Raw genomic sequence first — 20,341 nt, 5'->3', positions numbered from 1 at the left:
GGAACTAGCGCGAGGCGCTCAGGCGTCCAGCCGGGTGAACTCCTGCCGCCGGTACTGCTCGACACAGGCGGCCCGCCGGATCTTGCCGCTCGTGGTGGTGGGAATCGACCCCGGTGACACCAAGACGAGGTCGGCGACATTGAGGCCGTGCGTGCTCGAAATCGCCGCGGTGACATCGTTTTTGACATCGGCGAGCCGACGCAGCGCCGCATCGTCGGAATCGTCGCGCTTCTTCAATTCGATGATGGTCACCAGCTTTTCGGTCTCGTCGACCGGGACGGAGATCGCCGCGACCCGGCCCCCGGTAATGCCCTGGACCGTCGACTCGATGTCCTCGGGATAGTGGTTGCGCCCGTAGACGATCAACAGATCCTTCATGCGGCCCACGATGAACAGCTCGCCCTCGGAGACGAAGCCGAGGTCGCCGGTGCGCAGCCATGGCCCTTCCGGCGTGCCCGGCGACGGGCCGGCCAGAATGCCGCCGAAGGTGCGCTCGGTCTCCGCCGGCTTCTGCCAGTACCCGCCGGCCACATTCTCGCCGTGGACCCAGATCTCGCCGACCGTTCCCGCCGGGCATTCCCTGCCGGTGTCGGGGTCCACGATCCGCACGGAAGGCGACTTCGGCATGCCGTAGCTGAGCAGCGGGGAGCCGGTTCCCTCCGAACACCGTTCCGCGGTGCCCTCGGACAGCTTCCCGGGTTCGAAGTGCACGACCTTGGGGGCCGCGCTCACGGTGCGGCTGGCGACGTAGACGGTCGCCTCGGCCAGCCCGTAGGAGGGGCGCATCATGTCTTGGCGAAAGTTGTACGGGGCGAACCGTTTCGAGAAGCGATCCAGCGTGGCGGGATGGATGCGCTCGGCACCGCTCACGATGCCCAGCACGTTGCCCAGATCGACGTCTTCCAAATCGGAATCCGATGTCTTGCGGGCGGCCAACTCGAAAGCGAAGTTGGGCGCCGCCGACATCACCGGGCCGGCGTTCGCCATCGCATGGATCCACCGCGCCGGCCGCTGCAGGAACGCGACCGGACTTGTCAGGTCACCGCGATAGCCGCCCAGGATCGGCGCGATGACGCCGAGCACGAAGCCCATGTCGTGGTAGAAGGGCAGCCACGACACCACGGCCGTGTCGCGCGGCGGCACGCCGTTGCCCTCCGCGAAGTAGTCGGCCATCAGCTGCCGGAAGTTCACCTGAAGGTTCCGGTGCGAGATCATCACGCCGGCGGGAAGCCGGGTCGATCCCGACGTGTATTGCAGGTAGGCCGTGTCGGGGGCACCGCTGATCCGGATGCTCGACGCGCTCGCGTCCAAATCCAGTGCGTCGACCTCGATGACGGCCGGCGCGCGGGCCGGGCCCGGCCGCTCGAGGTATTCGGTGACGGTTCCGGCGACCGCGGACGTGGTGAGGACGACGGTGGGCGTGGTGTCGGCAAGGACGGCGCTCACCCGTTCGTCGTGCGAACCGGCCGCCGGTACCGACAGCGGCACCGCGATGAAACCGGCCTGCATCGCCCCGAGAAACGCCGCGATATAAGCCAGCCCCTGGGGAGCGACGATTACGGCCCTATCCCCGACGGCGCCGTGCCGCTTGGCCTCGTGCGCGACGTTCAGGGTGCGCTGGTAAAGCTGTGCCCACGTCCACGTCTCGGTGACGCCGGCCCAATCCTGCTCATAGTCGGTGTACCGGAAAGCCACGTCGTCGGGCTGCAGGCCCGCGCGTTCCCGCAGCAGCGAGACCACGGACGCGTTCGGCATGGCCGTTAGGTTACCGCCTGGCGGCGGTTCCGCATCGCGGTCGTTCGTTTTCCGCTCCGGCCAGCTGCGGACATCGGGGCGATCCTGCGCGACCACACGAAAGGCGCTGCAGCGCAGTCCGATCAGGGTTCGGCGCCCCACGTGCTTGGCAGCATCGGCGCGCGCGTGCTCCCGCCGAACGCGTCATCGGTGAAGGCCGTCAATCCCGCCGGTGTGGTAGCGGACCGCACCGGTGCGGTTCCGGCGAACCCCAGGGCTGTCGCGCCCCCGGCCGAGGCTGTCGGCTCCGCGTCCAGGTATTCGTAGCGGCGACCGAATTGGGTGGCCTTCGCCCGCTGGCGCCGCCCGTGCGAACGGTGCTCCTCGGGCTGCACCGCTGCGAAAGATTCGGCATGGTCGGGCTCCGGCGCCTTCGTCGCACGCGCGCTGGCGCTCGCCGGCCTCCGAACGTCAGCCGTCAGGCCACCGACCAGGTAGGCGAGACCCTGCATCGTTGCCACCGGTGGTCCCGACGGTGCGGGTGGCGGCCCACCGTGCGAGGGCGGCGCGGGCGCCGCTGCGGGCGCGGCTGTGGGGGTTGGTGCGGGCGCCGGCGCCGGCGCCGGCGCGGCGGGTGGGGTAGGCGCCAGCGCGGCGGGAACGAACGAAGGGGCCGGCACGATTGGCACCACCGGGATGGCATGCAGCCCGGCCAGACCCGTCAAGCCCGCGAGCCCCCCCACCAGCGTGGGCACCACCAGCGGAATCACCGAGACCGTCAGCAGCGGGAGAATCACCGGGATCAGCACGATCATCTGCTCGAGGAACGTCTTCAGCAGCGCGATGGTATCGGTGATGATCGTCCCGATGGCTTCGACGGCGGTGAACAACAGGGTCCACGCGATGGTCGCGGGATTGCCGGAGGCGAATGCCGCCGCAAGGTCGGCCGCGATGAAGGAGAAGGTTTGCGCCAGATAGGCGAAGTACGAACCGAAATCCATCGGATAGCCAAGGGCGAACGCGATATTGAACGGGTTGAGAAAGCTCAGCGGATTCCCGAGGACGGGCAACCACGGATCGAATCCGGAGAACAGCGCCTGGAAGAACGGGTTGTTCATCAGTTGGTCTATCAACGGCTGGATGAACCTGTTGTAGAAGTCGACGAAGCCGATGCGCCGCAACCAGTCCAGCACCGCGTCCTGCCGGTCGGGCGGCGACGCCGGCGCGACGGAAGCGGCCGCCAGGGCGTCGGCCGTCATGACCTGCGGCGCAGGTTCCGTTAGCGGTGCAGCGGCCACCGCGGCGGTGGCAACACCCTGATAGGTGGTCATCACGGTGGCGGCCTGGACCCACATGCGCGCATAGTCGGCCTCGTTGAGCGCGATCGGAATGGTATTCAGGCCAAGAAAATTCGTCGCCACCAGGGCGGCGTGGGTGGCACGGTTGGCGGCCAGCTCGGAAAGCGTCGGTATGGCCGCCAGCGCGGCCGAGTAGGCGGTGGCCGCGGTTTCCTGCTGGGCGGCCACGGCGGCGCTGTCGGCGCTTGCCCGCACCAGCCATGCCAGATAAGGCGCGTGCGCGGTCACGTATACCTGCGCGGTCGGGCCGTCCCAGGTTCCGGACTCAATCGCGCCCAACAGCGCGGCCAGCTCGTCTGCGGCCTCCGCGTACTCGGCGCTCAGCGAGCCCCACGTCGCCGCTGCGGCCAGCAGCGGTCCGGGCCCCGGCCCGCTGCTGAGCAACGCAGAATGCACCTCCGGTGGCGAGGCCATCCAGATGGGCGCGGTCATCGACCGACCGCCGCGGTGCTGACGAAAATCCTTGCATTGCTCGATCTTTCAGAGAAGATGGGAAGGTTGGTGGCAACGACAACGGCCACCCATGCAAAACGTGACATGGACGTTGACAGCTCTCTCGGGGTGCTCCGCCCCGGGTCGCAGGACGCAATGACGCGAGTGTCCTGGCTCTCGGATCGCCGCTCGCCTCGCCTTCCAGCTTGTCAGCCGTGGCCGTTGAGGGTCGCTCCCCGATGACAGTGGCGGGACCGCGCCGGATTCGCACCGGCTTCCTGCATCGTCATCACCTTACGGCTGGCATTGTTACATCCGTTGTGTCCAAAAGCCAGCAAATCACCCGAAGCTCTCGCCGCCGACGGTGTCACCGGTTCTCCAGGACCCGCAGGCTCAGCGAAAACAGCAGCCGCACCTCGGGATCGGCCAAGGACGTCGTCAACAATTTCTCGACACGCCGGACGCGGTAGCGAACCGTGTTGGGGTGAACGTGTAGCGACTGCGCGGCGGCGGCGACGTCGCCGAAGCTGTCCAGATACACCCGCAGCGTCGCGGCCAGGACCGGCTCTTGGGCGCGCAGGTCGACGATCCGCGGATCGACCGATCGCTCCTCACGCCCAACCAAAGCGAGGATTTCATCGAGCAGGACGGTGGTGCGCGCCTCGGCCAGCGACGTCACTTGCGGGATCGAAATCGGATGGCGCGCAGCGCTGTCGAGCACCCGGTCCACCTCGGCGCGGGCGGCGGCAATGCCGGCGAGGCCGGCGACGGGGGCGGCGATGGCGGCCCGCAGCTGCACCCCGAGTTCGCTGCGCATCGCCGCGATCGTGCCGCGGACCCACGAGGTGACCGAGCGGGTTTGCGTCTGGGGCAGCAGCACATAGATTCGCGATCCCCGTAAGGCGAGCTGGGCATCCCGCCGAAAAGCGCTGGCGCTCAGCGCCATTACGTCGGCCAATCGGGCCGGACGGGGTGCGCCCGCGGTGTCCGAGGCGTCCCAGCCGATCAGCGCCGCGTTCCCGTCGGTGGCGAGGCCGAGTTCGCGGGCGACGGCGGCCACGTCGGGCTCGCCGTCGGTCAGGCCCAGCAGCTGCTGCACCCGCCGCGCGTGCGTGGAGGGGCGGGCCGCAAGTCGCGCCATGATGCGCCCGGCCAGTACGGCCGCGCCCCGCAAGATCTCCTCGGCGTCGGCGGCCAGCGGTCGTGCGCCCTGCTGAACCCAGATGGTTCCGGCGAACGCCGGCGGCCGCCGCGCATCGACCTCCTGATAGATCCCGACCGCCAGCCGCGGGCGCAGGCCCAATTCGGGACGCTCGGCGACGCGCACCACTTCGTCGCTCGCGCGCAGCGCGTCGAAAATGCCCCACTGGCCGATCCATTCGAGGTGTTCGGGCGGCCCTGCCCGGCCGAGGATGGAAAGGCGGCGCAGCTCGTCCGCTTCGTCGTTGGACGCCGAATACGCCAGCACGTGCGATTGGGCGTTTTCGATGCTGACCATGCCGTGGATGCGGTCGGCGAGCGACTGCGCCAAGCCGAACAGGTCGGTGCCCGAGTCCTCCGTCGCGTCGGCGCGGTCCCCGTGATGCTCCAGCACGTGGTTGACCAACTGGTAGAGCCGTTCCCAGCGGGCCCGCGGCTCGACGGCGACCACCGCCGACCCCGTGCCGACTGCCGCGCTCACCAACGCGGTGGACGGCTCCTTGGCGAAGATCGCCACCGGGATGCGCTCGCGGGCCTGCTTGTCCATCCACCGCAGCGCCTCGTCGTCGGCCACGCCCAGCAGGAAGAACACGTCGGCCGAGCTCGCGGCCGCCGCCAGCCCAAGCCGCACGTCGTCGCTGTCGATCAACGCCGCCGAGCCCACCGAAAGGTCCAGGCCTCGCGGCGCTTCCACCAGGCGGACCAGGGTCGCGTCCAGCGCGAGCAACAGCTGACCAAGCCCCACACCGGCCATTGTTCGATCGTACTACCAGCCGACCACTATCCTGTCCGATCGGCTAACTCCGGGGGCGCCCGCGGCGAGGATCCTGGCAGCATGGACGCGATAACCCAGGTGCCGCTGCCGGCCAACGAGCCGGTCCACGACTACGCGCCGCACTCTCCGGAACGCGGCCGGCTGCGCGCCGAACTGGCAGCGCTCGCCGAGCGCCCCATCGACCTCCCGCACGTCATCGGCGGTACGCACCGGATGGGCGACGGGGAACGCATCGACGTCGTCCAGCCGCACCGGCATGCCGCCACGCTGGGCACTCTGACGAACGCCGTCCACGCCGACGCGGTCACGGCCATCGACGCCGCGATGGCCGCGAAAACGGCGTGGGCGGCGATGCCGTTCGACGAGCGCGCGGCCGTCTTCTTGCGGGCCGCCGACCTGCTCGCCGGGCCCTGGCGGGAGAAGATCGCCGCCGCGACGATGCTGGGCCAATCCAAGTCCGTCTACCAGGCCGAGATCGACTCGCCCTGCGAGCAGATCGACTTCTGGCGGTTCAACGTGGCGTTCGCGCGTCAGATCCTGGCACAGCAGCCGATCAGCGGACCCGGGGAGTGGAATCGCAGCGACTACCGCCCGCTGGACGGATTCGTCTATGCGATCACGCCGTTCAACTTCACCTCGATTGCCGGAAACCTGCCGACCGCGCCCGCGCTGATGGGCAACACCGTCGTGTGGAAGCCGTCGATCACCCAGACCCTGTCGGCCTATCTGACCATGCGGCTGCTGGAGGCCGCGGGGCTGCCGCCCGGTGTGATCAACCTCGTCACCGGCGACGGCTTCGCGGTGTCCGACGTGGCGCTGGCCGACCCGCGGCTGGCCGGCATCCACTTCACCGGGTCGACGGCCACCTTCCAGCACCTTTGGCAGCAGGTGGGCGCCAATATCGGCCGTTACCAAAGCTATCCGCGGCTGGTCGGCGAAACCGGTGGCAAAGACTTCGTGGTGGCGCATGCCTCGGCGCGGCCGGATGTGCTGCGCACCGCGCTGATTCGCGGCGCGTTCGACTACCAGGGGCAGAAATGCTCGGCGGCGTCGCGGGCGTTCGTCCCGAATTCGGTGTGGCGGCGGATGGGCGACGACTTCCTGGGCCAGACCGCCGCGCTGCGCTACGGCGACGTCACCGACCTGACCAACTACGGCGGCGCGCTGATCGACCGGCGCGCGTTCATCAAGAACGTCGACGCCCTCGAGCGGGCGAAGAGCGCGGCCCATGTCACCATCGCAGTCGGCGGCGAATACGACGACAGCGTCGGCTATTTCGTGCGCCCCACGGTGTTGCTCTCCGACGACCCGACCGACGAAGCGTTTGCCACCGAGTACTTCGGTCCGCTGCTGTCGGTGCACGTGTACCCCGACGACGACTACGAACGGATCCTGGACGTGATCGACACCGGGTCGCGGTACGCGCTGACCGGCGCGGTCATCGCCGACGACCGCGAGGCAGTGCTGACCGCCCAGGAGCGGCTGCGGTTCGCCGCCGGGAATTTCTACGTCAACGACAAGCCGACCGGCGCGGTCGTCGGGCGCCAGCCGTTCGGGGGATCGCGCGGCTCGGGCACCAACGACAAGGCCGGTTCGGTGCTGAACTTGTTGCGGTGGACGTCGGCCCGCACCATCAAGGAGACGTTCGTCCCGGCGACCCACCACACCTACCCGCACATGGCGGCCGACTGATGGCCGGGGTGTTCGCCAGCACCATTCGGCCCGCGATCATGGCCGCCAGCCGGCGACCGGCGTTGCGCCGGGCCGCCGAAGGGCTGCCGGTCACCCGTCGCGTGGTGCACCGCTTCGTGCCAGGCGAGACGATCGACAGCGCGCTGCATAGTGTTGCGGCCCTTCGCTCTTCGGGTCGCTACGTCAGCGTCGACTACCTGGGTGAAGACGTCACGGCCGCCGACGACGCCGGCGCGGCGGTGCGCGTTTACCTGGACCTGATCGAGCACCTGGCGGGCTTCGGCTCCGACGCCCACGCCGCGCGGCCGCTGGAGGTGTCGCTGAAGCTGTCGGCCTTGGGGCAGTCGCTGGATCGCGACGGTGAGAAGATCGCCCGGCAAAACGCCTTCACGATCTGCGAAGCGGCGCAGCGGGCCGGCGTGTGGGTCACGGTGGACGCCGAAGACCACACGACCACGGACTCGACGCTGGCGATCGTGCGCGAGCTGCGGGGCGAATTCCCTTGGCTGGGTGTGGCTTTGCAGGCCTACCTGCGGCGCACGCTCGGCGACTGTGCGGAACTCGCGGCGGCCGGGGCCCGGATCCGGCTGTGCAAGGGCGCCTACGACGAACCGGCCTCGGTGGCCTACCGCGACCCCGACGCGGTGACCGACGCATATTTGCGCTCCTTGCGGGTGTTGATGGCCGGCTCGGGCTACCCGATGGTGGCCAGCCACGACCCGGCGATCATCGATGCCGTCCCCGCGCTGGCACGCGAAGCGGGCCGCGGGGCGGCCGATTTCGAGTATCAGATGCTGTACGGCATCCGCGATATCGAGCAGCGTCGGCTGGCGGAAGCGGGAAACCAGGTGCGTGTCTACGTGCCGTTCGGCACCCAGTGGTACGGCTACTTCATGCGCCGGCTGGCCGAGCGGCCCGCCAACCTGACGTTCTTCTTGCGCGCGCTGGCCCAGCGCGGTCATTGAGTGTGCGCTCACGGCTTTGCGTGTGCGCCCACGGCGGCGACACGCCGGCAGCCTCCGCCCTGGCCGCACACTCAAGCCCACGGATGCTCCGGTCAATCACCACACCCAGGCGTAACCTCTCGGCCATGAGCCTGGTCATCGAGGAGATGCCCGATCTCGGTATCACCCGGGTCTCGCGCTGGGTCTTCAACTGTTATGTCCTGCACGGCGGTGACGGCGCGGTGGTCGTCGACGCCGGATTGCCGCGGGTCGCCAGCGATCTGGCGGCCGTTCTGGGTCATCTCGGCGGCAGCGTCCATGCCGTGGTCGCGACTCATGGGCACAGCGACCATGTCGCCGGCGCGGCCGAATTGACCGCCCGCTATCCCGCGCCAATCTGGTTGCCCGCCCGCACACTCACCTACCTCGACGGGGCGAAGCCGCGCACGCCGACCCCGGCCCGCGCCGCACGTATCTGGCCCACCTTGTTCGATCAGCCCTTTGATCGAGTCGGCGCGGCGGGGCTGCTGAGCGGCGCGCGGGTGGCGGGATACGGCACCCCGGCCGGCATGCGCTGGACCGGTCCGCCCCCCGACGGGGGACTGACCGACGGCCAGGCGCTGCCCAGCGCACCGGATTGGACCGTCATCAACGCGGGCGGACACACCGACGACAGCATCGCGCTGTGGAACCCGACAACGCGGACGCTGCTTTCCGGCGACGCCGTGCTGACCGCTCGCGGCAAGGTTTGGCACACGCCGGAGATCGTCGACACTGCAAGCGCCGCTGCCACGCGAAGGCGTCTCGAAGGGCTACCGGTGGCACACCTACTACCCGGCCATGGCCGACCGGTTCACGTCGCCGAAGCCGTGTGGCCCGGGCAACGCCGTTGACATCACGGCTTTGAGTGTGAGCCCTGGGCGGTGACACGCCGACCATTCCCGCCCTGGGCGCACACTCAACGCCGCCGCGGGCGGTCGCCCGCGAAGCCGCGCACCACGTGCGCGCGCACGAACTCCGCCGCCACCTCGGGATCGTCCATGTCCCGCATCGGGGAGGGCGTGCTGAAGAGCGAGAACAGGATGCGGGCAAACCACTCGGCGGCGGCCTCGACGTCGAGGTCCTTGCGCACCTCGCCGGTGAGGCGGGCGGCCGACAGGTACGGCGCGAAGAAGTCGACGCATTCGCGCAGCAATACGGCGGCATCCTTGGTGAGCAACAAGCTGACCGCGTCCTCGTCGAAGTACTTCTCGGACGCGATGGACCGCCGCGCCTGCGTCACGAAAACGGCTGCCTGACTTAGCTTTTCCTCGAGCGAACCACCCCGGTCCATCGCCCTGGACATCTCGCGATAGAACCGCTCGGAAGCGTGTTCCGCGCACGCCTCGATGATGGCGCCCTTGTCGCTGAAGTACTCGTAGATGGTGCTTCGGGACACCCCGGCGGTCCGGGCGATGTCGACGATCGTCGCCTTCTGCAATCCCTGCTTGCGGAAGCAGGCGTACGCGGATTCCACGATCACCTCGCGCGTGTCGATGGCCTGGGCCGCTTGAGTCGTCATGGCACCAACGCGCCCCTGGGCACCAGCCCACCGTTGGCCGACGCGAAGGCGGCGTTGACGTCGGCCAGATGGAACGGATCGGGCATCAGGCGGTCGAATGGAAAGCGGGTGTGCTGCAGGAACTTCAAGCCTATCGCCAACGTCACGGGCTCGTAGAACATGACGCCGCGCACGGATTTGTTGCCATAGACCAGCGCGCTCGGGTCCAGCTCGAAGGTCCGCCCCATCCCGACGTTGCCGACCTCTAGGAGCGTGCCGCCGTTGTTGAGGAAGCCGATCCCCTCAGGAATGACGCCGGGCACCCCGACGACCTCGAGCACCCAGTCGGCGCCGATGCCTTCGGTGCGCGCGCGGACCTGCTCGGTGACCTCCGCCGTCGAGACCGCACTCGCGTCGATGCAGTGCGTGGCGCCGAAATCGGCCGCGACATCCAGCCGTTCGGCGATCTTGTCGATGACGATGACCTCCGCGGCCCCCGCGGTGCGGGCCACGGCAGCGGCGTTGATGCCGAGCCCGCCCGCACCCTGGATGACCACCGTGTCGCCAAGCCGCACATCCCGCAGCGCGAAGAGCACCTGCGCCAGAGCGCAATTCAGCGGGGCGACGGCTGTGTCGGGCAGCTCCTCGGGCACCTTGTACAGCGGCTGGCGCCGACTGGTGTAGTAATACTCCCCATAGGCGGCGACGAAGTGCGGCTCCCGATCGTGCGTCCGGTATTCGCCGGCCATCAGGTTCTGGCACGCATAGGAACGGCCGCGCGCGCAGGCGTGACACTGGCCGCAGAACCAAAAGTACGGTGTCACCACGCGATCCCCGACGGCCAGCGGCCTGCCGGTCGCGTCGGCGGTCAGGCCCTCGCCCAGTTCGGCTATCTCGCCGACCATTTCGTGCCCCATGGCAAACGGGCACGGCAACGGCAGTTCGCCACGGAAGATGTGCAGGTCGGACCCGCAGATGCCGGCCATCCGCAACTTGAGCGCCGCGGTGCCGGGTGCCGGCGGAGTCAACGGAAACTCGGCCAGCTCGATGGGCCCGCCGTGCGCGGTCAGCAGTGCGAGCTTCGGCATGGTGGCTCCCCCTTAGCTGGCGGGCGCCAGGATCAGCCCACTGGTGGGTACCCCGGTGCCCGACGTGACCAGGACGTGCTCGACGCCCTCGACCTGGTTGTACGACGTGCCGCGCACCTGGCGCACCCCCTCGGTGATCCCGTTCATGCCGTGGATGTAGGCCTCGCCCAGCAGGCCGCCGTTGGTGTTGATCGGGAACTCCCCACCCAGCGAGAGCCGCTCGACGGTGGCGAAATCCTTCGCCTCACCGCGCCCGCAGAACCCGAGTTCTTCGAGTTGGGTGAACACGAACGGCGTGAAATGGTCATAGATGAAGGCGGTTTGGATGTCCTGCGGCTTGAGCCCAGAATCGCGCCACAGCCTGTTGGCGACCACGCCCATCTCCGGCAGGCCGGTGATGTCGTCGCGGTAGTAGCTGGTCATCATCTCGCCGTTGGCGGCCGCGCCCTGGGCAGCCGCGGTGATGATCGCCGGCGGCTGCCGCAAGTCGCGGGCCCGCTCGGCGCTGGTGACCACGAGCGCGACCCCGCCGTCGCTTTCCTGGCAGCAATCCAGTAGGCGCAGCACCGGTTCGACGATCCAACGCGAATTCTGGTGGTCTTCCAGCGTGATCGGGCGCTGGTAGAACCAGGCATCGGGATTGCGGGCGGCGTGCGTGCGGTCGACGACGGCGATGCGGCCGAAGTCCTCGTTGGTGACGCCGTAGGTCGACATGTAGCGCTGGGCGTGCATCGCGACCCACGCCGCGGGAGTGAGCAAGCCGAACGGCGCGTAGTGCGCCATGAACAACGGCGTGCCCAGGTCGGTGCGACCGCTGCCGCCGAACCGCATGCCGGAGCGTTCGTTGAAGGCGCGCCAGCACACCACCACGTCGGCGACGCCAGTCGCGACGGCCATCGCGGCATGCACGACGGTGCCGGCGGCGGCCCCGCCGCCGTGGTGCACACGGGAGAAGAAGCTCAGGTCGCCGATGCCGACGTTGCGCGCGATCTCGATCTCGTCGCTGGAGTCCATGGTGAAGGTGACCATGCCGTCGACGTCGCTGGGTGTCAGGCCGGCATCGTCGAGCGCGGCGCTGACCGCCTCGCACGCCAATTGCAGTTCGCTGCGGCCGGATTCCTTCGAGAACTCGGTCTGCCCGATCCCGACGATGGCCGCGGCGCCGGGCAGGGAGCCGCTCACCCGGCCGCCTCGTCGAGCAGGCTGAGGATCGCGGTGCCCGAGACGTGATCGCCGAGGCTGTTGGAGCCCTTGAACGTCACCTCGACGAAGTTCTCACCCTGCGTGCCTTCGATCTTCCCGGTGACGCTGCCGGTGAAGCGCAGCGGATCATCCGGAAAGCACGGCACGCCAAGGCGAATCGACAGCTTCTTGACCATCGCCTCCGGTCCTGCCCAGTCGGTGAGAAACCGCACGCAGTAGCCGTTGGTGGTGAGGATGTTCATGAAAAGGTTCGGCGAGCCCTGCTTGTTGGCGTAGTCGCGGTCGTGGTGCACGGGCATGAAGTCGCGGGTGGCGATCGCCCCGGCGACGATCATCGTTGTGGTGATGGGGATCTCGAGCGGGGTGACCTCGTCCCCGACGGAGATGTCGGCCCAGCGCAGGGTGGTGGTGCGGCTCGCGGTTGTCGTCATAGGAGTCCTTCCGAATATGTTGCGCCGAGGTGGGCCAGCTGCGCGGTAGCCGGGCCGAGCATGAGCTCGTTGTGCTTGGCCCACAGGAAATAGCGGTGCAGGGGATAGGTGGTGTCGATCCCGATGCCGCCATGGACGTGCTGGGCGGTGGCAGCGACGCGGGCGCCGGCCTCGGCGGCCCAGAACTTCGCGATCCGGGCGGCGCGGCCGGCCTCCTTCAAGGACCGCCCGTGCGCGATCAGCCACGCCGCGTGCCACGTTGTCCACCGGATCGCCTCGACGTCGATGAACGCGTCGGCCATGCGCTGCTGCACGGCTTGGAAGCTGCCGATGGGCCGGCCGAATTGTTCGCGCCCCGTTGTGTATTCGGCCGCGATCCGCAGGGCTCGCTCCGCGACACCGAGCTGAATCGCGCACAGTCCGACCAGTGCGCGCGTGTGCAGCGACTCGATCACGTCTGGCCCGACGATCAGGTCGGCGTCCGAAACGGTTGCGCCATCCAGATATACGTCCGCGTGCGGTTCGCGGTTGGTGGTCGTCGCAGGCCGGATCTCGACGCCGTTGGCGTCGGCCGCCACCAGGAACAAGCCGGCCTCACCGCCGTCCATCGAGGCAGGGATCAACAGGGTGTCGGCGAGTTGGGCGGCCGGAACCAACTCCTTGGCGCCGTCGATCCGCCAATTGCCGCCGTCGCGTCGCGCGGTGGTGGCGGGAGTCGCTGCGTCGGAGCGGCCCGGCTCGGCCAGCCCCGCGGTCAGGATGCGGCTTCCGGCGACGACGCCCGGCAGAAAGCGTTGCTGCTGTTCGGAATTGCCGTGCCGAGCGATGGGGTCGGCCCCCAGCGTCAGCGTCGCGTAGGCCGGCACCGGAGCAACCGCCCAGCCCACCTCGGCCAGCAGCACGCCGAGCTCGACGAAGCCGCCGCCGTTACCGCCCACCGACTCCGGCAGCGCGGTGCCCAGCAGGTCGGTGCCCGCCAGCTCTTGCCACAGTGCGTCGTCGAAGCGAACGTCGCCGGCTTCCAACTCGGTCAGGCGCTCCGGCGTGGCGCGTCGCTCGAGGAGGTCGCGGGCGAGCTTGGAGATGGTCTCCTGCTCTTCGGTGAACGTGAAATCCATGGTTCCCGCCTAGGTGGCCGGCCGGAACTGATGCAGCACCAGGTCGTTGTCGAAACTCTGGTAGTACACCTCGACCGGCATCCCGGTCCTGAGATCGGCCGGGTCGATGCCGGTCAGGTTCGATACCAGCCGCACGCCCTCCTCGAGCTCCACCAGCACGACGACGTATGGATACTCGAAGAACGGGAACTTCGGCTCGTGTGGCATCACGTAGCTGTACACCGTGCCGCGGCCCGACGACTCGACGGTGCCCCAGTCCAGGGAACGGCAGTGTGGGCACATCGGGCGCGGCGGGTGGCGCAGCTGCCCGCATCCGCCGCAGCGCTGGATCAGGAGTTTGTTGTCCCGCAGTCCGTTCCAGAAGAACTCGGTGTCCGGGGTGATGGCCGGGGCCAGTCGGGTCGCCATCAGCGCTCCGGCCTGAATCGCAGCACCCGGAATCGCTGCCTTCCCAGCACCTCGCCGTTCTGGTCGGTGTAGGTCGTCAGCCAGGTCAGAAAGAATCCGGTGCCCAGCGCCGTCTTCTTCTCCTCGGAAACCGATTCGTACACCGTCGTCGCGCTGATGACGTCGCCCAGTCGCGGGTAGCGCTCGATCTCGAACTCCGAGTTGGTCGCCACCGTGCTGGTGTAGCCCGCCTCGTCGAGGAACGCCGTTGGGTTGCTTTTGATCTCGATGGGCGCGCCACCCCGCTCGCCGATGCCCTCCAGGAGCGGCGACGGCATCGTCCAGGTCTGCAGCATCACCGGCGGCGACACGATGCCGCCGAACCGCGACCTCTCGGCGAACTCCGGATCCAGGTAGACGGGGTTCATGTCGGCCATCGCATACGCCCAATGCCGGATCATCGGCTGGTTGACCGGATCCGGGGCCAGCGAGGGCTTTCCGGTGCCGCCGGTCGGCCGGCCGACGAGGGCCTTAACCTTGGCGCTGACGGTTTCTGAGTCGGTCACTGACGGCTGTCCTCCTATGTTGCGGTGGCGCGAAGGTCACGGGGAGCGCGCGGCATGCCCAGTCCGGCCATGGCAATGATGTCACGCTGAATTTCGTTGGCGCCGCCACCGAACGTATTGATGACCGCCCATCGGTACGCGGTTTCCAGCGCACCCCTTAACGGCGCGTCGGTCCCGCGGCGTACCCCGTTGTGGTCGAGCACTTCCAGCAGCTGGCGGGCGACCTGCTGGGTCAGCTCGGTGCCAAACACCTTGGCGGCGGAGGCTTCTCCCATCGAGAGCACGCCCTTCGTCATGGCCGCATTCACCCGCAGATTGACCAATTTATACGCCGCGACCTGGGCCTCAACCCGGGCCAGAGCGAGCTGCACCCACGGCTGGTCGATGACGCGCCCACCATCGAGCTCGGCGACCGCGGCCCACTCCAGCGTCTTCTCGAACAGCGGCTCGAGCGCGCCAAGGTTGCCCAGGGCCGCCCGCTCGAAGTTCAACTGCGTGGTGATCAGCTGCCAGCCCTGGTTCTCGCCACCCACGAGCGCGCTGGCCGGGACCCGAACGTTGTCGTAGAACGTATAGAAGGTGGAGATGCCCGGCATGGTGTGCAGCGGCTGCCAGGAGAACCCGGGCGACGAGGTGGGCACGATCAGGATGGAAATGCCCTTGTGCTTCTTGGCATTGGGATCGGTGCGGGCGGCCAGCCAGATGTAGTCGGCGTAGGCGGCGCCGCTGGTGAACATCTTCTGGCCGTTGATCACGTATTCGTCGCCGTCGCGTACCGCGGTGGTGCGCAGCGAGGCCAGGTCGCTTCCGGCTCCGGGCTCGGAGTAGCCGATCGCGAATTCGACGCTGCCGTCCAGGATCGCGGGCAGGAACCTCTGCTTCTGTTCCTCGGTGCCGCACTGCATCAGCGTCGGCCCGACGGTGTTGAGCGTCACCAGCGGGATCGGGGCATTGACGCGCTGTGCCTCCTCGGAGAAGATGAACTGCTCGATCGCCGAGAAGCCGCGTCCGCCATACTCTTTGGGCCAGCCGACGCCCAACAGGTCGGCCGCGGCCAGCGCCCGCACGCACTCGCGCACTTCGGGGCCGCCTTCCATGCGCGCGCTGAGTGCGAGGCTACGTTCGGGTGTCATCACCTCTTCCAGCGCGGCGCGGATCTCGGCGCGCAGCCGCTCCTGCTCGGGCGAGTATTCCAAATCCATCAGGCCCCCAGCCGTACCGGCATCCGCTTGACCCCGGGCACCATCGTGGCGCGCATCCGGTCGACCGCACCCACCAGCTCGAGCCTGGGGAAGCGGCGCAGCAGCTCGTCGAACATCACGCATGCCTCCAGCCGGGCCAATTGCGCACCCACACAGGAATGCTCGCCGCACCCGAACGCGATGTGCGGGTTGGGATGCCGGGTAACCCTGAACTCCTCGGAGTCGGCGCCGAATATCTCCTCGTCCCGGTTGGCGGACCCGTAGAGCATCACCACCACGTCGCCCTCCGCGATCCGCTGGCCGCGGATCTCGACGTCGGTCGTCGCGGTGCGCGCCATGTGGACCACGGGGCTGGTCCACCGCAGCATCTCCTCGACGGCGCCCGGGATCAGCGTCGGATCGTCGGCCAGCAGGCGGCATTGGTCGGGGTGAGCGATCAACGCCAGCGTGCCCAGCGCGATCAGGTTGCGGGTGGTTTCGTTGCCGGCCACCAGCAGCAGGTAGGCGAAATTCAGCAGGTCTTCGTCGGTCAGCCGGACGCCGTCGATCTCCGCGCCGGCCAGCACCGACAGCAGGTCGTCCCGCGCGTCCACGCGCCTGGCGGCGATCAGCTTCTGGAAGTACTCGTAGAGCTGCCCCATGGCGACCAACGGGTCCAGCTCGATCTCGGGGTCGGCCGTGCCGGTGGCCGCGTCCGACCACGCCCGGAACTGCTCCCAGTCATCCGCCGGGGCACCGATCAGCTCGGCGATCATCCGGGTGGGAAGCGGGGCGGCGATCTCATCGGCGAACTCGTGCACGGAATCCGGCTCGATGCCGTCGAGAATCCCCCGCACGATCTCGCGGATCTTGGGCTCCAGCACGGCGACCCGCCGCCGGGTGAAGCCCGAGTTGATCAGCTTGCGCAGCTGCCGGTGCCGCGGCGGGTCGGTGAAGATGAGGTTGCCCTCCTGCACCGCGTTTCCCATCTGCGGATCGGGGATGGTGATGCCCCGGGTTGAGGTGAACGTGGCCGGGTTGGTCGACACGAACCGGATGTCCTCGTACTTCAGCAGCGCCCAGAAGTTGGTGACGTCGTTCCAGCACACCGGCGCGGTCGCGCGCAGCTCGCGGTACGCCGGATACGGATCGCCCGCATAGAAGTCGGGGGAATGCAGTGGAAAGGTGGTCCGCACGGCGACCTCCCTGGCAGGCAATCCGACACATTGACGCAATGTGTCTTGCGGCCTTGTGTCTACCCCGCGCCGTCCATCTCTGTCAATAGCGCCGCGATACGCCGAAATAGCGTGTAATTCGCATGCTTCGTGATTGACGACGCTCAGCCATGGGTGTACACCAAGTGGTTAGATGACCGACGTTCGGGTGAGGAAACGCATGACCGAGCTACAAACTCCGGGAACTCTTGTCGACACCTACCAGCTCTACATCGATGGGAGATGGGTCGAGCCGGAGGACGGTCGCTACGACGACATCAACCCGGCCACCGAGCAGTCCATCGGCACCGCGCCGGACGCCAGCGTCGCCCAGGTGGGCGCGGCGATCGAGGCCGCGCGCCGGGCGTTCGACAGCGGGCCGTGGGGCCGCATGGGCCCCGACGAGCGGGCCGGCTGCCTCAACCAGCTCGGTGGGGCTCTGCTCGAGCACGCCGACGAGATCTTCGCGCTGTCACAGGTCGAATGGGGTTGCGTCGCAGTCGAGCGCATGATGCAAATCGACGGCGCCGGCTACATGTCCATGCATGCGGCCCAGCTCGCCACGAAGTTGGTCGATGAGCCGGTCACCGGGATCGGCGCCGGGACGACGTTGCTGCGCCGCGAGCCGCTCGGAGTCGTATCGATCCTGACGCCGTGGAACTTCCCGCACTGTCTCAACGTGATGAAGGTGAACAACGCGCTGGCCGCGGGCAACACCGTCGTGCTCAAGCCCTCGCCGCTGACGCCGCTCGCGGGCCTGGCGCTGGCGCGCATCATCGACGAGGAGACCGACATTCCGCCGGGCGTGGTCAATGTGGTCACGCCCTCGGGGCTCGAGGCCGCCAAGTCGCTCACGACGGATCCGCGCATCGACATGATCAGCTTCACCGGGAGCTCGGTGGTCGGGTGTGAGGTCATGCGGGCCGCGGGCGACGCCATGAAGCGGCTGTTGCTGGAGTGCGGCGGGAAGTCGGCGAGCATCATCCTCGACGACACGCAGCTGACCGACGAGATGCTGCGTCAGATGCTGTTCGATTGCTGCTCGTTGCACGCCGGGCAGGCCTGCATCCTGCACAGCCGGTTGCTGCTTCCCGATTCCTTGCACGACGACGTCGTCGACCGGCTCGTCGCGCTCGCCCGCGAGGTCAAGGTCGGGGACCCCAGGGACCCGACGGTGGAGATGGGGCCGCTCATCAGCGCGGCGCAACGCCAGCGTGTGCAGGCCCACGTCGACGGTGCGGTCAACGATGGAGCGAAGCTGGCGACCGGCGGCGGCCGCCCGGCCGGCCTGGAGACCGGCTTCTACTTCGAACCGACGATTCTCACTGGCGTGCAACCGGATTCGACGATCGCGCAGGAGGAAGTGTTCGGGCCCGTGCTGTCGGTGCTGCGCTACCGCGACGACGACGACGCCGTGGCGATCGCGAACAACTCATGCTACGGGCTTTCCGGCGCCGTGTGGGGCACCGACGTCGACCGGGCCGTCTCGGTCGCCCGGCGCATGCGCACCGGTCAGGTCGCCGTCAACGGCGTCGGGCCCGGTGATGCGCCGTTCGGCGGCTTCAAGCTGAGCGGGTTCGGCCGGGAGAGTGGCGGAATCAGCGGACTGCACCAGTACATGGAAGTGAAGGCCATCGGAATCCCGGCATGACGGGACCCCTCGCCGGGCTCCACGTCGTCGAACTCGCCGGCGAGCTCTCAGGTCCTTACGCCGCAAAGCTTTTCGTGGACCTCGGAGCCGAGGTCACCAAGATAGAGCCGCCCGCCGGAGATCCGTTGCGCCGGTGGGGTCCGTTTCCGGGTGGAGTCCCCGACCCCCAGCGCAGCGGGTTATTCGAGTACCTCAACGCCGGGAAGCGCGGTGCCGCCATCGACCTGGCCCAGCCGGCCGCCCGCGAGCTCGTCGCGCGGGCGCACGTGGTCATCGAGGATTTCGGGCCGGGAATGCTGGAACGCCGGGGGCTGGGCCCGGAGGTCTTGAGCCGGCTGAACCCAAACCTGGTGTTGCTGCGGATCTCTGGATTCGGTCAGTGCGGACCCTGGCGGCAGCGGCAAGCCACACCCCTGACCGTGCAGGCGGCTTCGGGATGGATCAGCGCCCGGGACCCGGGCCGCCCACCGGTGCAGGTCGGCGCCCGCATCTCCGAGTACGTCGCGGGTGTTTACGGCGCGCTGGGTGCGCTGACCGCGTTGCGGCTGCCGCCCGCGGGCCGGGTCAGAGAGGTCGACGTCTCCCAGCTGGAGGCGCTGCTGTCGACGTTGCCCTATCCGATGCTGATGGCGCAGCGCATGAAAAGCCTTGGCCTGCCGCCGAACCTGCGGTCGGCGCCCATGCTGGGCGTCGTCCGGGCCGCCGACGGCTGGGTGGGCATCAACTGTCTGACCGGTCAGCACTGGCTGGACGTGTGCGCCATGCTCGGTCTGCCCGAGTACGGCGAGCAGCAGATCGCGATCATGATGGGCGGCCCGGAGCGCGATGAGTTCTTCCGCATGGCGGAGCCGTTGCTCGCCCAGCAGACCGTCGCCGAGATCGTGGAACTCGCTCAGGCCCTGCGCATTCCGGCCGCGCCGGTCAACGACGGGGCCACCGTGTCGGCCTGCCCGCAGTACACCGCGCGCGGTTTCTTCGTGTCATCCGGCGGGCCCGGCTGGTCGTTTCAACGCCCAGGGTCGCCGTTCCGTTTCGCGAAAACCCCGGTGCCCCAACCCCGTCCGGCGCCGAACCTGGGCGCGGGCGCCGGACCGTGGGCCACCGCGGCCCGCTCGCTCAATACGACCGAGGGGCCGCTGCCCTTTTCCGGACTGCGCGTCCTCGACCTGACCACGTTCTGGGCAGGCGCTTATCTAACCTGCTACCTGGGCGCGTTCGGCGCCGACATCGTCAAGGTCGAGTCGATCCAGCGACCGGACGGGCATCGCTACTCCGGTGCCTTCGCCTACGAGGGCGACGACTGGTACGAACGCAGCCCCATCTGGCAGGGCACCAACCTCAACAAGCGTGACCTCACCCTCGACCTGACCTCCGAGCGGGGCCTGGACATCGCCCGGCGGTTGGCCGCCGAGGCCGATGTGGTCGTGGAGAACTTCTCGCCCCGAGTGGTCGAGCAGTTCGGCCTGGACTACGACGCGCTGGTGGCGCTGAACCCCGACGTGATCGTTGTGCGGATGCCGGGATACGGCCTGCGGGGCCCGTGGCGCGACTACGTCGGGTGGGCGCTGAACTTCGAACAGACCTCGGGAATGTCGGCCGTGACCGGTTACCCCGACGGCCCGCCGTGCAACCCGCAGGGCCCCGCCGATCCCATCGTCGGCGTGCACGCGGCGGTGGCGCTGCTGGCCGCCCTCGAGCACAGGAGCCGCACGGGTGTGGGGCAGTTGATCGAGATCGCCCAGATCGAGGTCACCGCCTGCGTGACCGCCGAACCGGTGATCGAGTACTCGATGAACGGCGTCGTGCGTCCGCGGGAGGGCAACAGGC

Annotated in this window: 17 protein-coding genes and 1 riboswitch; of the genes, 5 read left to right on the top strand and 12 right to left on the bottom strand. The window is 68.6% G+C overall.

Annotated elements, in window-relative coordinates; genetic code table 11:
- Window positions 1-18 precede the first annotated feature (18 nt).
- The 3 genes from fadD21 to A5709_RS00225 all read right to left on the bottom strand — a co-directional run bounded on the left by fadD21 (window position 19) and on the right by A5709_RS00225 (window position 5,478).
- Window positions 19-1,755 (bottom strand): fatty-acid--AMP ligase FAAL21/FadD21, encoded by a 1,737-nt coding sequence (gene fadD21, locus A5709_RS00235; RefSeq protein WP_068117144.1) that lies wholly within the window; start codon window positions 1,753-1,755, stop codon window positions 19-21.
- A gap of 122 nt (window positions 1,756-1,877) precedes the next feature.
- Entirely contained in the window at window positions 1,878-3,524 is a 1,647-nt protein-coding gene (locus A5709_RS00230) for a PPE family protein (RefSeq protein WP_068117121.1), read from the bottom strand.
- Window positions 3,525-3,666: 142 nt separating this feature from the next.
- Window positions 3,667-3,856: riboswitch (cobalamin riboswitch) on the bottom strand.
- A gap of 35 nt (window positions 3,857-3,891) precedes the next feature.
- The gene (locus A5709_RS00225; protein WP_068117118.1) at window positions 3,892-5,478 is read right to left on the bottom strand and encodes a CdaR family transcriptional regulator; all 1,587 of its coding nucleotides are present in this window, start codon (window positions 5,476-5,478) and stop codon (window positions 3,892-3,894) included.
- Between the two features lie 81 nt (window positions 5,479-5,559).
- On the opposite strand from A5709_RS00225, the gene pruA reads away from it, so the two are divergent.
- The 3 genes from pruA (at window position 5,560) to A5709_RS00210 (ending at window position 9,028) form a co-directional block, all read left to right on the top strand.
- Window positions 5,560-7,191, top strand: coding sequence for an L-glutamate gamma-semialdehyde dehydrogenase (gene pruA / locus A5709_RS00220; RefSeq protein WP_068117115.1), 1,632 nt, complete (start codon window positions 5,560-5,562; stop codon window positions 7,189-7,191).
- Window positions 7,191-8,156 (top strand): proline dehydrogenase family protein, encoded by a 966-nt coding sequence (locus A5709_RS00215; protein ID WP_068117113.1) that lies wholly within the window; start codon window positions 7,191-7,193, stop codon window positions 8,154-8,156. Before pruA ends, A5709_RS00215 begins: the two co-directional genes overlap by 1 nt.
- 125 nt (window positions 8,157-8,281) lie before the next feature.
- On the top strand, window positions 8,282-9,028 hold the full coding sequence (locus A5709_RS00210) for an MBL fold metallo-hydrolase (RefSeq protein ID WP_068117111.1): 747 nt from the start codon (window positions 8,282-8,284) through the stop codon (window positions 9,026-9,028).
- A 65-nt stretch (window positions 9,029-9,093) separates the two neighbouring features.
- Here the strand turns inward: A5709_RS00210 and A5709_RS00205 are convergent, their stop codons facing one another.
- Genes A5709_RS00205 through A5709_RS00165 form a run of 9 tightly spaced genes read right to left on the bottom strand, consistent with a single transcriptional unit; the run spans window position 9,094 to window position 16,845 of the window.
- On the bottom strand, window positions 9,094-9,696 hold the full coding sequence (locus A5709_RS00205; RefSeq protein ID WP_068007279.1) for a TetR/AcrR family transcriptional regulator: 603 nt from the start codon (window positions 9,694-9,696) through the stop codon (window positions 9,094-9,096).
- On the bottom strand, window positions 9,693-10,763 hold the full coding sequence (locus tag A5709_RS00200) for a zinc-binding dehydrogenase (RefSeq protein ID WP_067943996.1): 1,071 nt from the start codon (window positions 10,761-10,763) through the stop codon (window positions 9,693-9,695). The genes A5709_RS00205 and A5709_RS00200 overlap by 4 nt, the downstream gene beginning before the upstream one ends.
- Before the next feature lie 12 nt (window positions 10,764-10,775).
- Window positions 10,776-11,945 carry a lipid-transfer protein gene (locus tag A5709_RS00195; protein ID WP_067943998.1) on the bottom strand — a complete coding sequence of 390 codons (1,170 nt, stop codon included), beginning with the start codon at window positions 11,943-11,945 and terminating at the stop codon, window positions 10,776-10,778.
- Window positions 11,942-12,397 (bottom strand): MaoC family dehydratase, encoded by a 456-nt coding sequence (locus A5709_RS00190; protein ID WP_068117108.1) that lies wholly within the window; start codon window positions 12,395-12,397, stop codon window positions 11,942-11,944. The genes A5709_RS00195 and A5709_RS00190 overlap by 4 nt, the downstream gene beginning before the upstream one ends.
- On the bottom strand, window positions 12,394-13,515 hold the full coding sequence (locus A5709_RS00185; protein ID WP_068117106.1) for an acyl-CoA dehydrogenase family protein: 1,122 nt from the start codon (window positions 13,513-13,515) through the stop codon (window positions 12,394-12,396). The genes A5709_RS00190 and A5709_RS00185 overlap by 4 nt, the downstream gene beginning before the upstream one ends.
- A 9-nt stretch (window positions 13,516-13,524) precedes the next feature.
- A complete protein-coding gene (locus A5709_RS00180; RefSeq protein WP_067944004.1) occupies window positions 13,525-13,923 on the bottom strand; it encodes a Zn-ribbon domain-containing OB-fold protein in 399 nt (132 codons plus the stop codon).
- Window positions 13,923-14,468 (bottom strand): MaoC family dehydratase N-terminal domain-containing protein, encoded by a 546-nt coding sequence (locus A5709_RS00175; protein WP_067944006.1) that lies wholly within the window; start codon window positions 14,466-14,468, stop codon window positions 13,923-13,925. Before A5709_RS00175 ends, A5709_RS00180 begins: the two co-directional genes overlap by 1 nt.
- 14 nt (window positions 14,469-14,482) lie before the next feature.
- On the bottom strand, window positions 14,483-15,670 hold the full coding sequence (locus A5709_RS00170) for an acyl-CoA dehydrogenase family protein (RefSeq protein WP_068117103.1): 1,188 nt from the start codon (window positions 15,668-15,670) through the stop codon (window positions 14,483-14,485).
- A complete protein-coding gene (locus tag A5709_RS00165) occupies window positions 15,670-16,845 on the bottom strand; it encodes a cytochrome P450 (protein WP_067944010.1) in 1,176 nt (391 codons plus the stop codon). The genes A5709_RS00170 and A5709_RS00165 overlap by 1 nt, the downstream gene beginning before the upstream one ends.
- Before the next feature lie 199 nt (window positions 16,846-17,044).
- On the opposite strand from A5709_RS00165, the gene A5709_RS00160 reads away from it, so the two are divergent.
- Both A5709_RS00160 and A5709_RS00155 read left to right on the top strand, forming a co-directional pair.
- Window positions 17,045-18,514, top strand: a complete 1,470-nt coding sequence (locus A5709_RS00160) for an aldehyde dehydrogenase family protein (protein WP_068117142.1) — start codon at window positions 17,045-17,047, stop codon at window positions 18,512-18,514.
- On the top strand, window positions 18,511-20,341 hold a 1,831-nt coding region (locus A5709_RS00155; protein WP_068117100.1), incomplete at its 3' end, for a CoA transferase. The genes A5709_RS00160 and A5709_RS00155, both read left to right, overlap by 4 nt.

The organism is Mycobacterium sp. E1386 (genome assembly GCF_001672745.1).
GTDB lineage: Bacteria > Actinomycetota > Actinomycetes > Mycobacteriales > Mycobacteriaceae > Mycobacterium.
This window is presented reverse-complemented; position numbering and strand designations above follow the sequence as displayed.

Bases quoted from the DNA above. Each gene is read 5' to 3' on its own strand.
- fadD21 (WP_068117144.1), bottom strand. From the start codon at position 1,755: ATGCCGAACGCGTCCGTGGTCTCGCTGCTGCGGGAACGCGCGGGCCTG.
- A5709_RS00230 (WP_068117121.1), bottom strand. From the start codon at position 3,524: ATGACCGCGCCCATCTGGATGGCCTCGCCACCGGAGGTGCATTCTGCG.
- A5709_RS00225 (WP_068117118.1), bottom strand. From the start codon at position 5,478: ATGGCCGGTGTGGGGCTTGGTCAGCTGTTGCTCGCGCTGGACGCGACC.
- pruA (WP_068117115.1), top strand. From the start codon at position 5,560: ATGGACGCGATAACCCAGGTGCCGCTGCCGGCCAACGAGCCGGTCCAC.
- A5709_RS00215 (WP_068117113.1), top strand. From the start codon at position 7,191: ATGGCCGGGGTGTTCGCCAGCACCATTCGGCCCGCGATCATGGCCGCC.
- A5709_RS00210 (WP_068117111.1), top strand. From the start codon at position 8,282: ATGAGCCTGGTCATCGAGGAGATGCCCGATCTCGGTATCACCCGGGTC.
- A5709_RS00205 (WP_068007279.1), bottom strand. From the start codon at position 9,696: ATGACGACTCAAGCGGCCCAGGCCATCGACACGCGCGAGGTGATCGTG.
- A5709_RS00200 (WP_067943996.1), bottom strand. From the start codon at position 10,763: ATGCCGAAGCTCGCACTGCTGACCGCGCACGGCGGGCCCATCGAGCTG.
- A5709_RS00190 (WP_068117108.1), bottom strand. From the start codon at position 12,397: ATGACGACAACCGCGAGCCGCACCACCACCCTGCGCTGGGCCGACATC.
- A5709_RS00185 (WP_068117106.1), bottom strand. From the start codon at position 13,515: ATGGATTTCACGTTCACCGAAGAGCAGGAGACCATCTCCAAGCTCGCC.
- A5709_RS00180 (WP_067944004.1), bottom strand. From the start codon at position 13,923: ATGGCGACCCGACTGGCCCCGGCCATCACCCCGGACACCGAGTTCTTC.
- A5709_RS00170 (WP_068117103.1), bottom strand. From the start codon at position 15,670: ATGGATTTGGAATACTCGCCCGAGCAGGAGCGGCTGCGCGCCGAGATC.
- A5709_RS00160 (WP_068117142.1), top strand. From the start codon at position 17,045: ATGACCGAGCTACAAACTCCGGGAACTCTTGTCGACACCTACCAGCTC.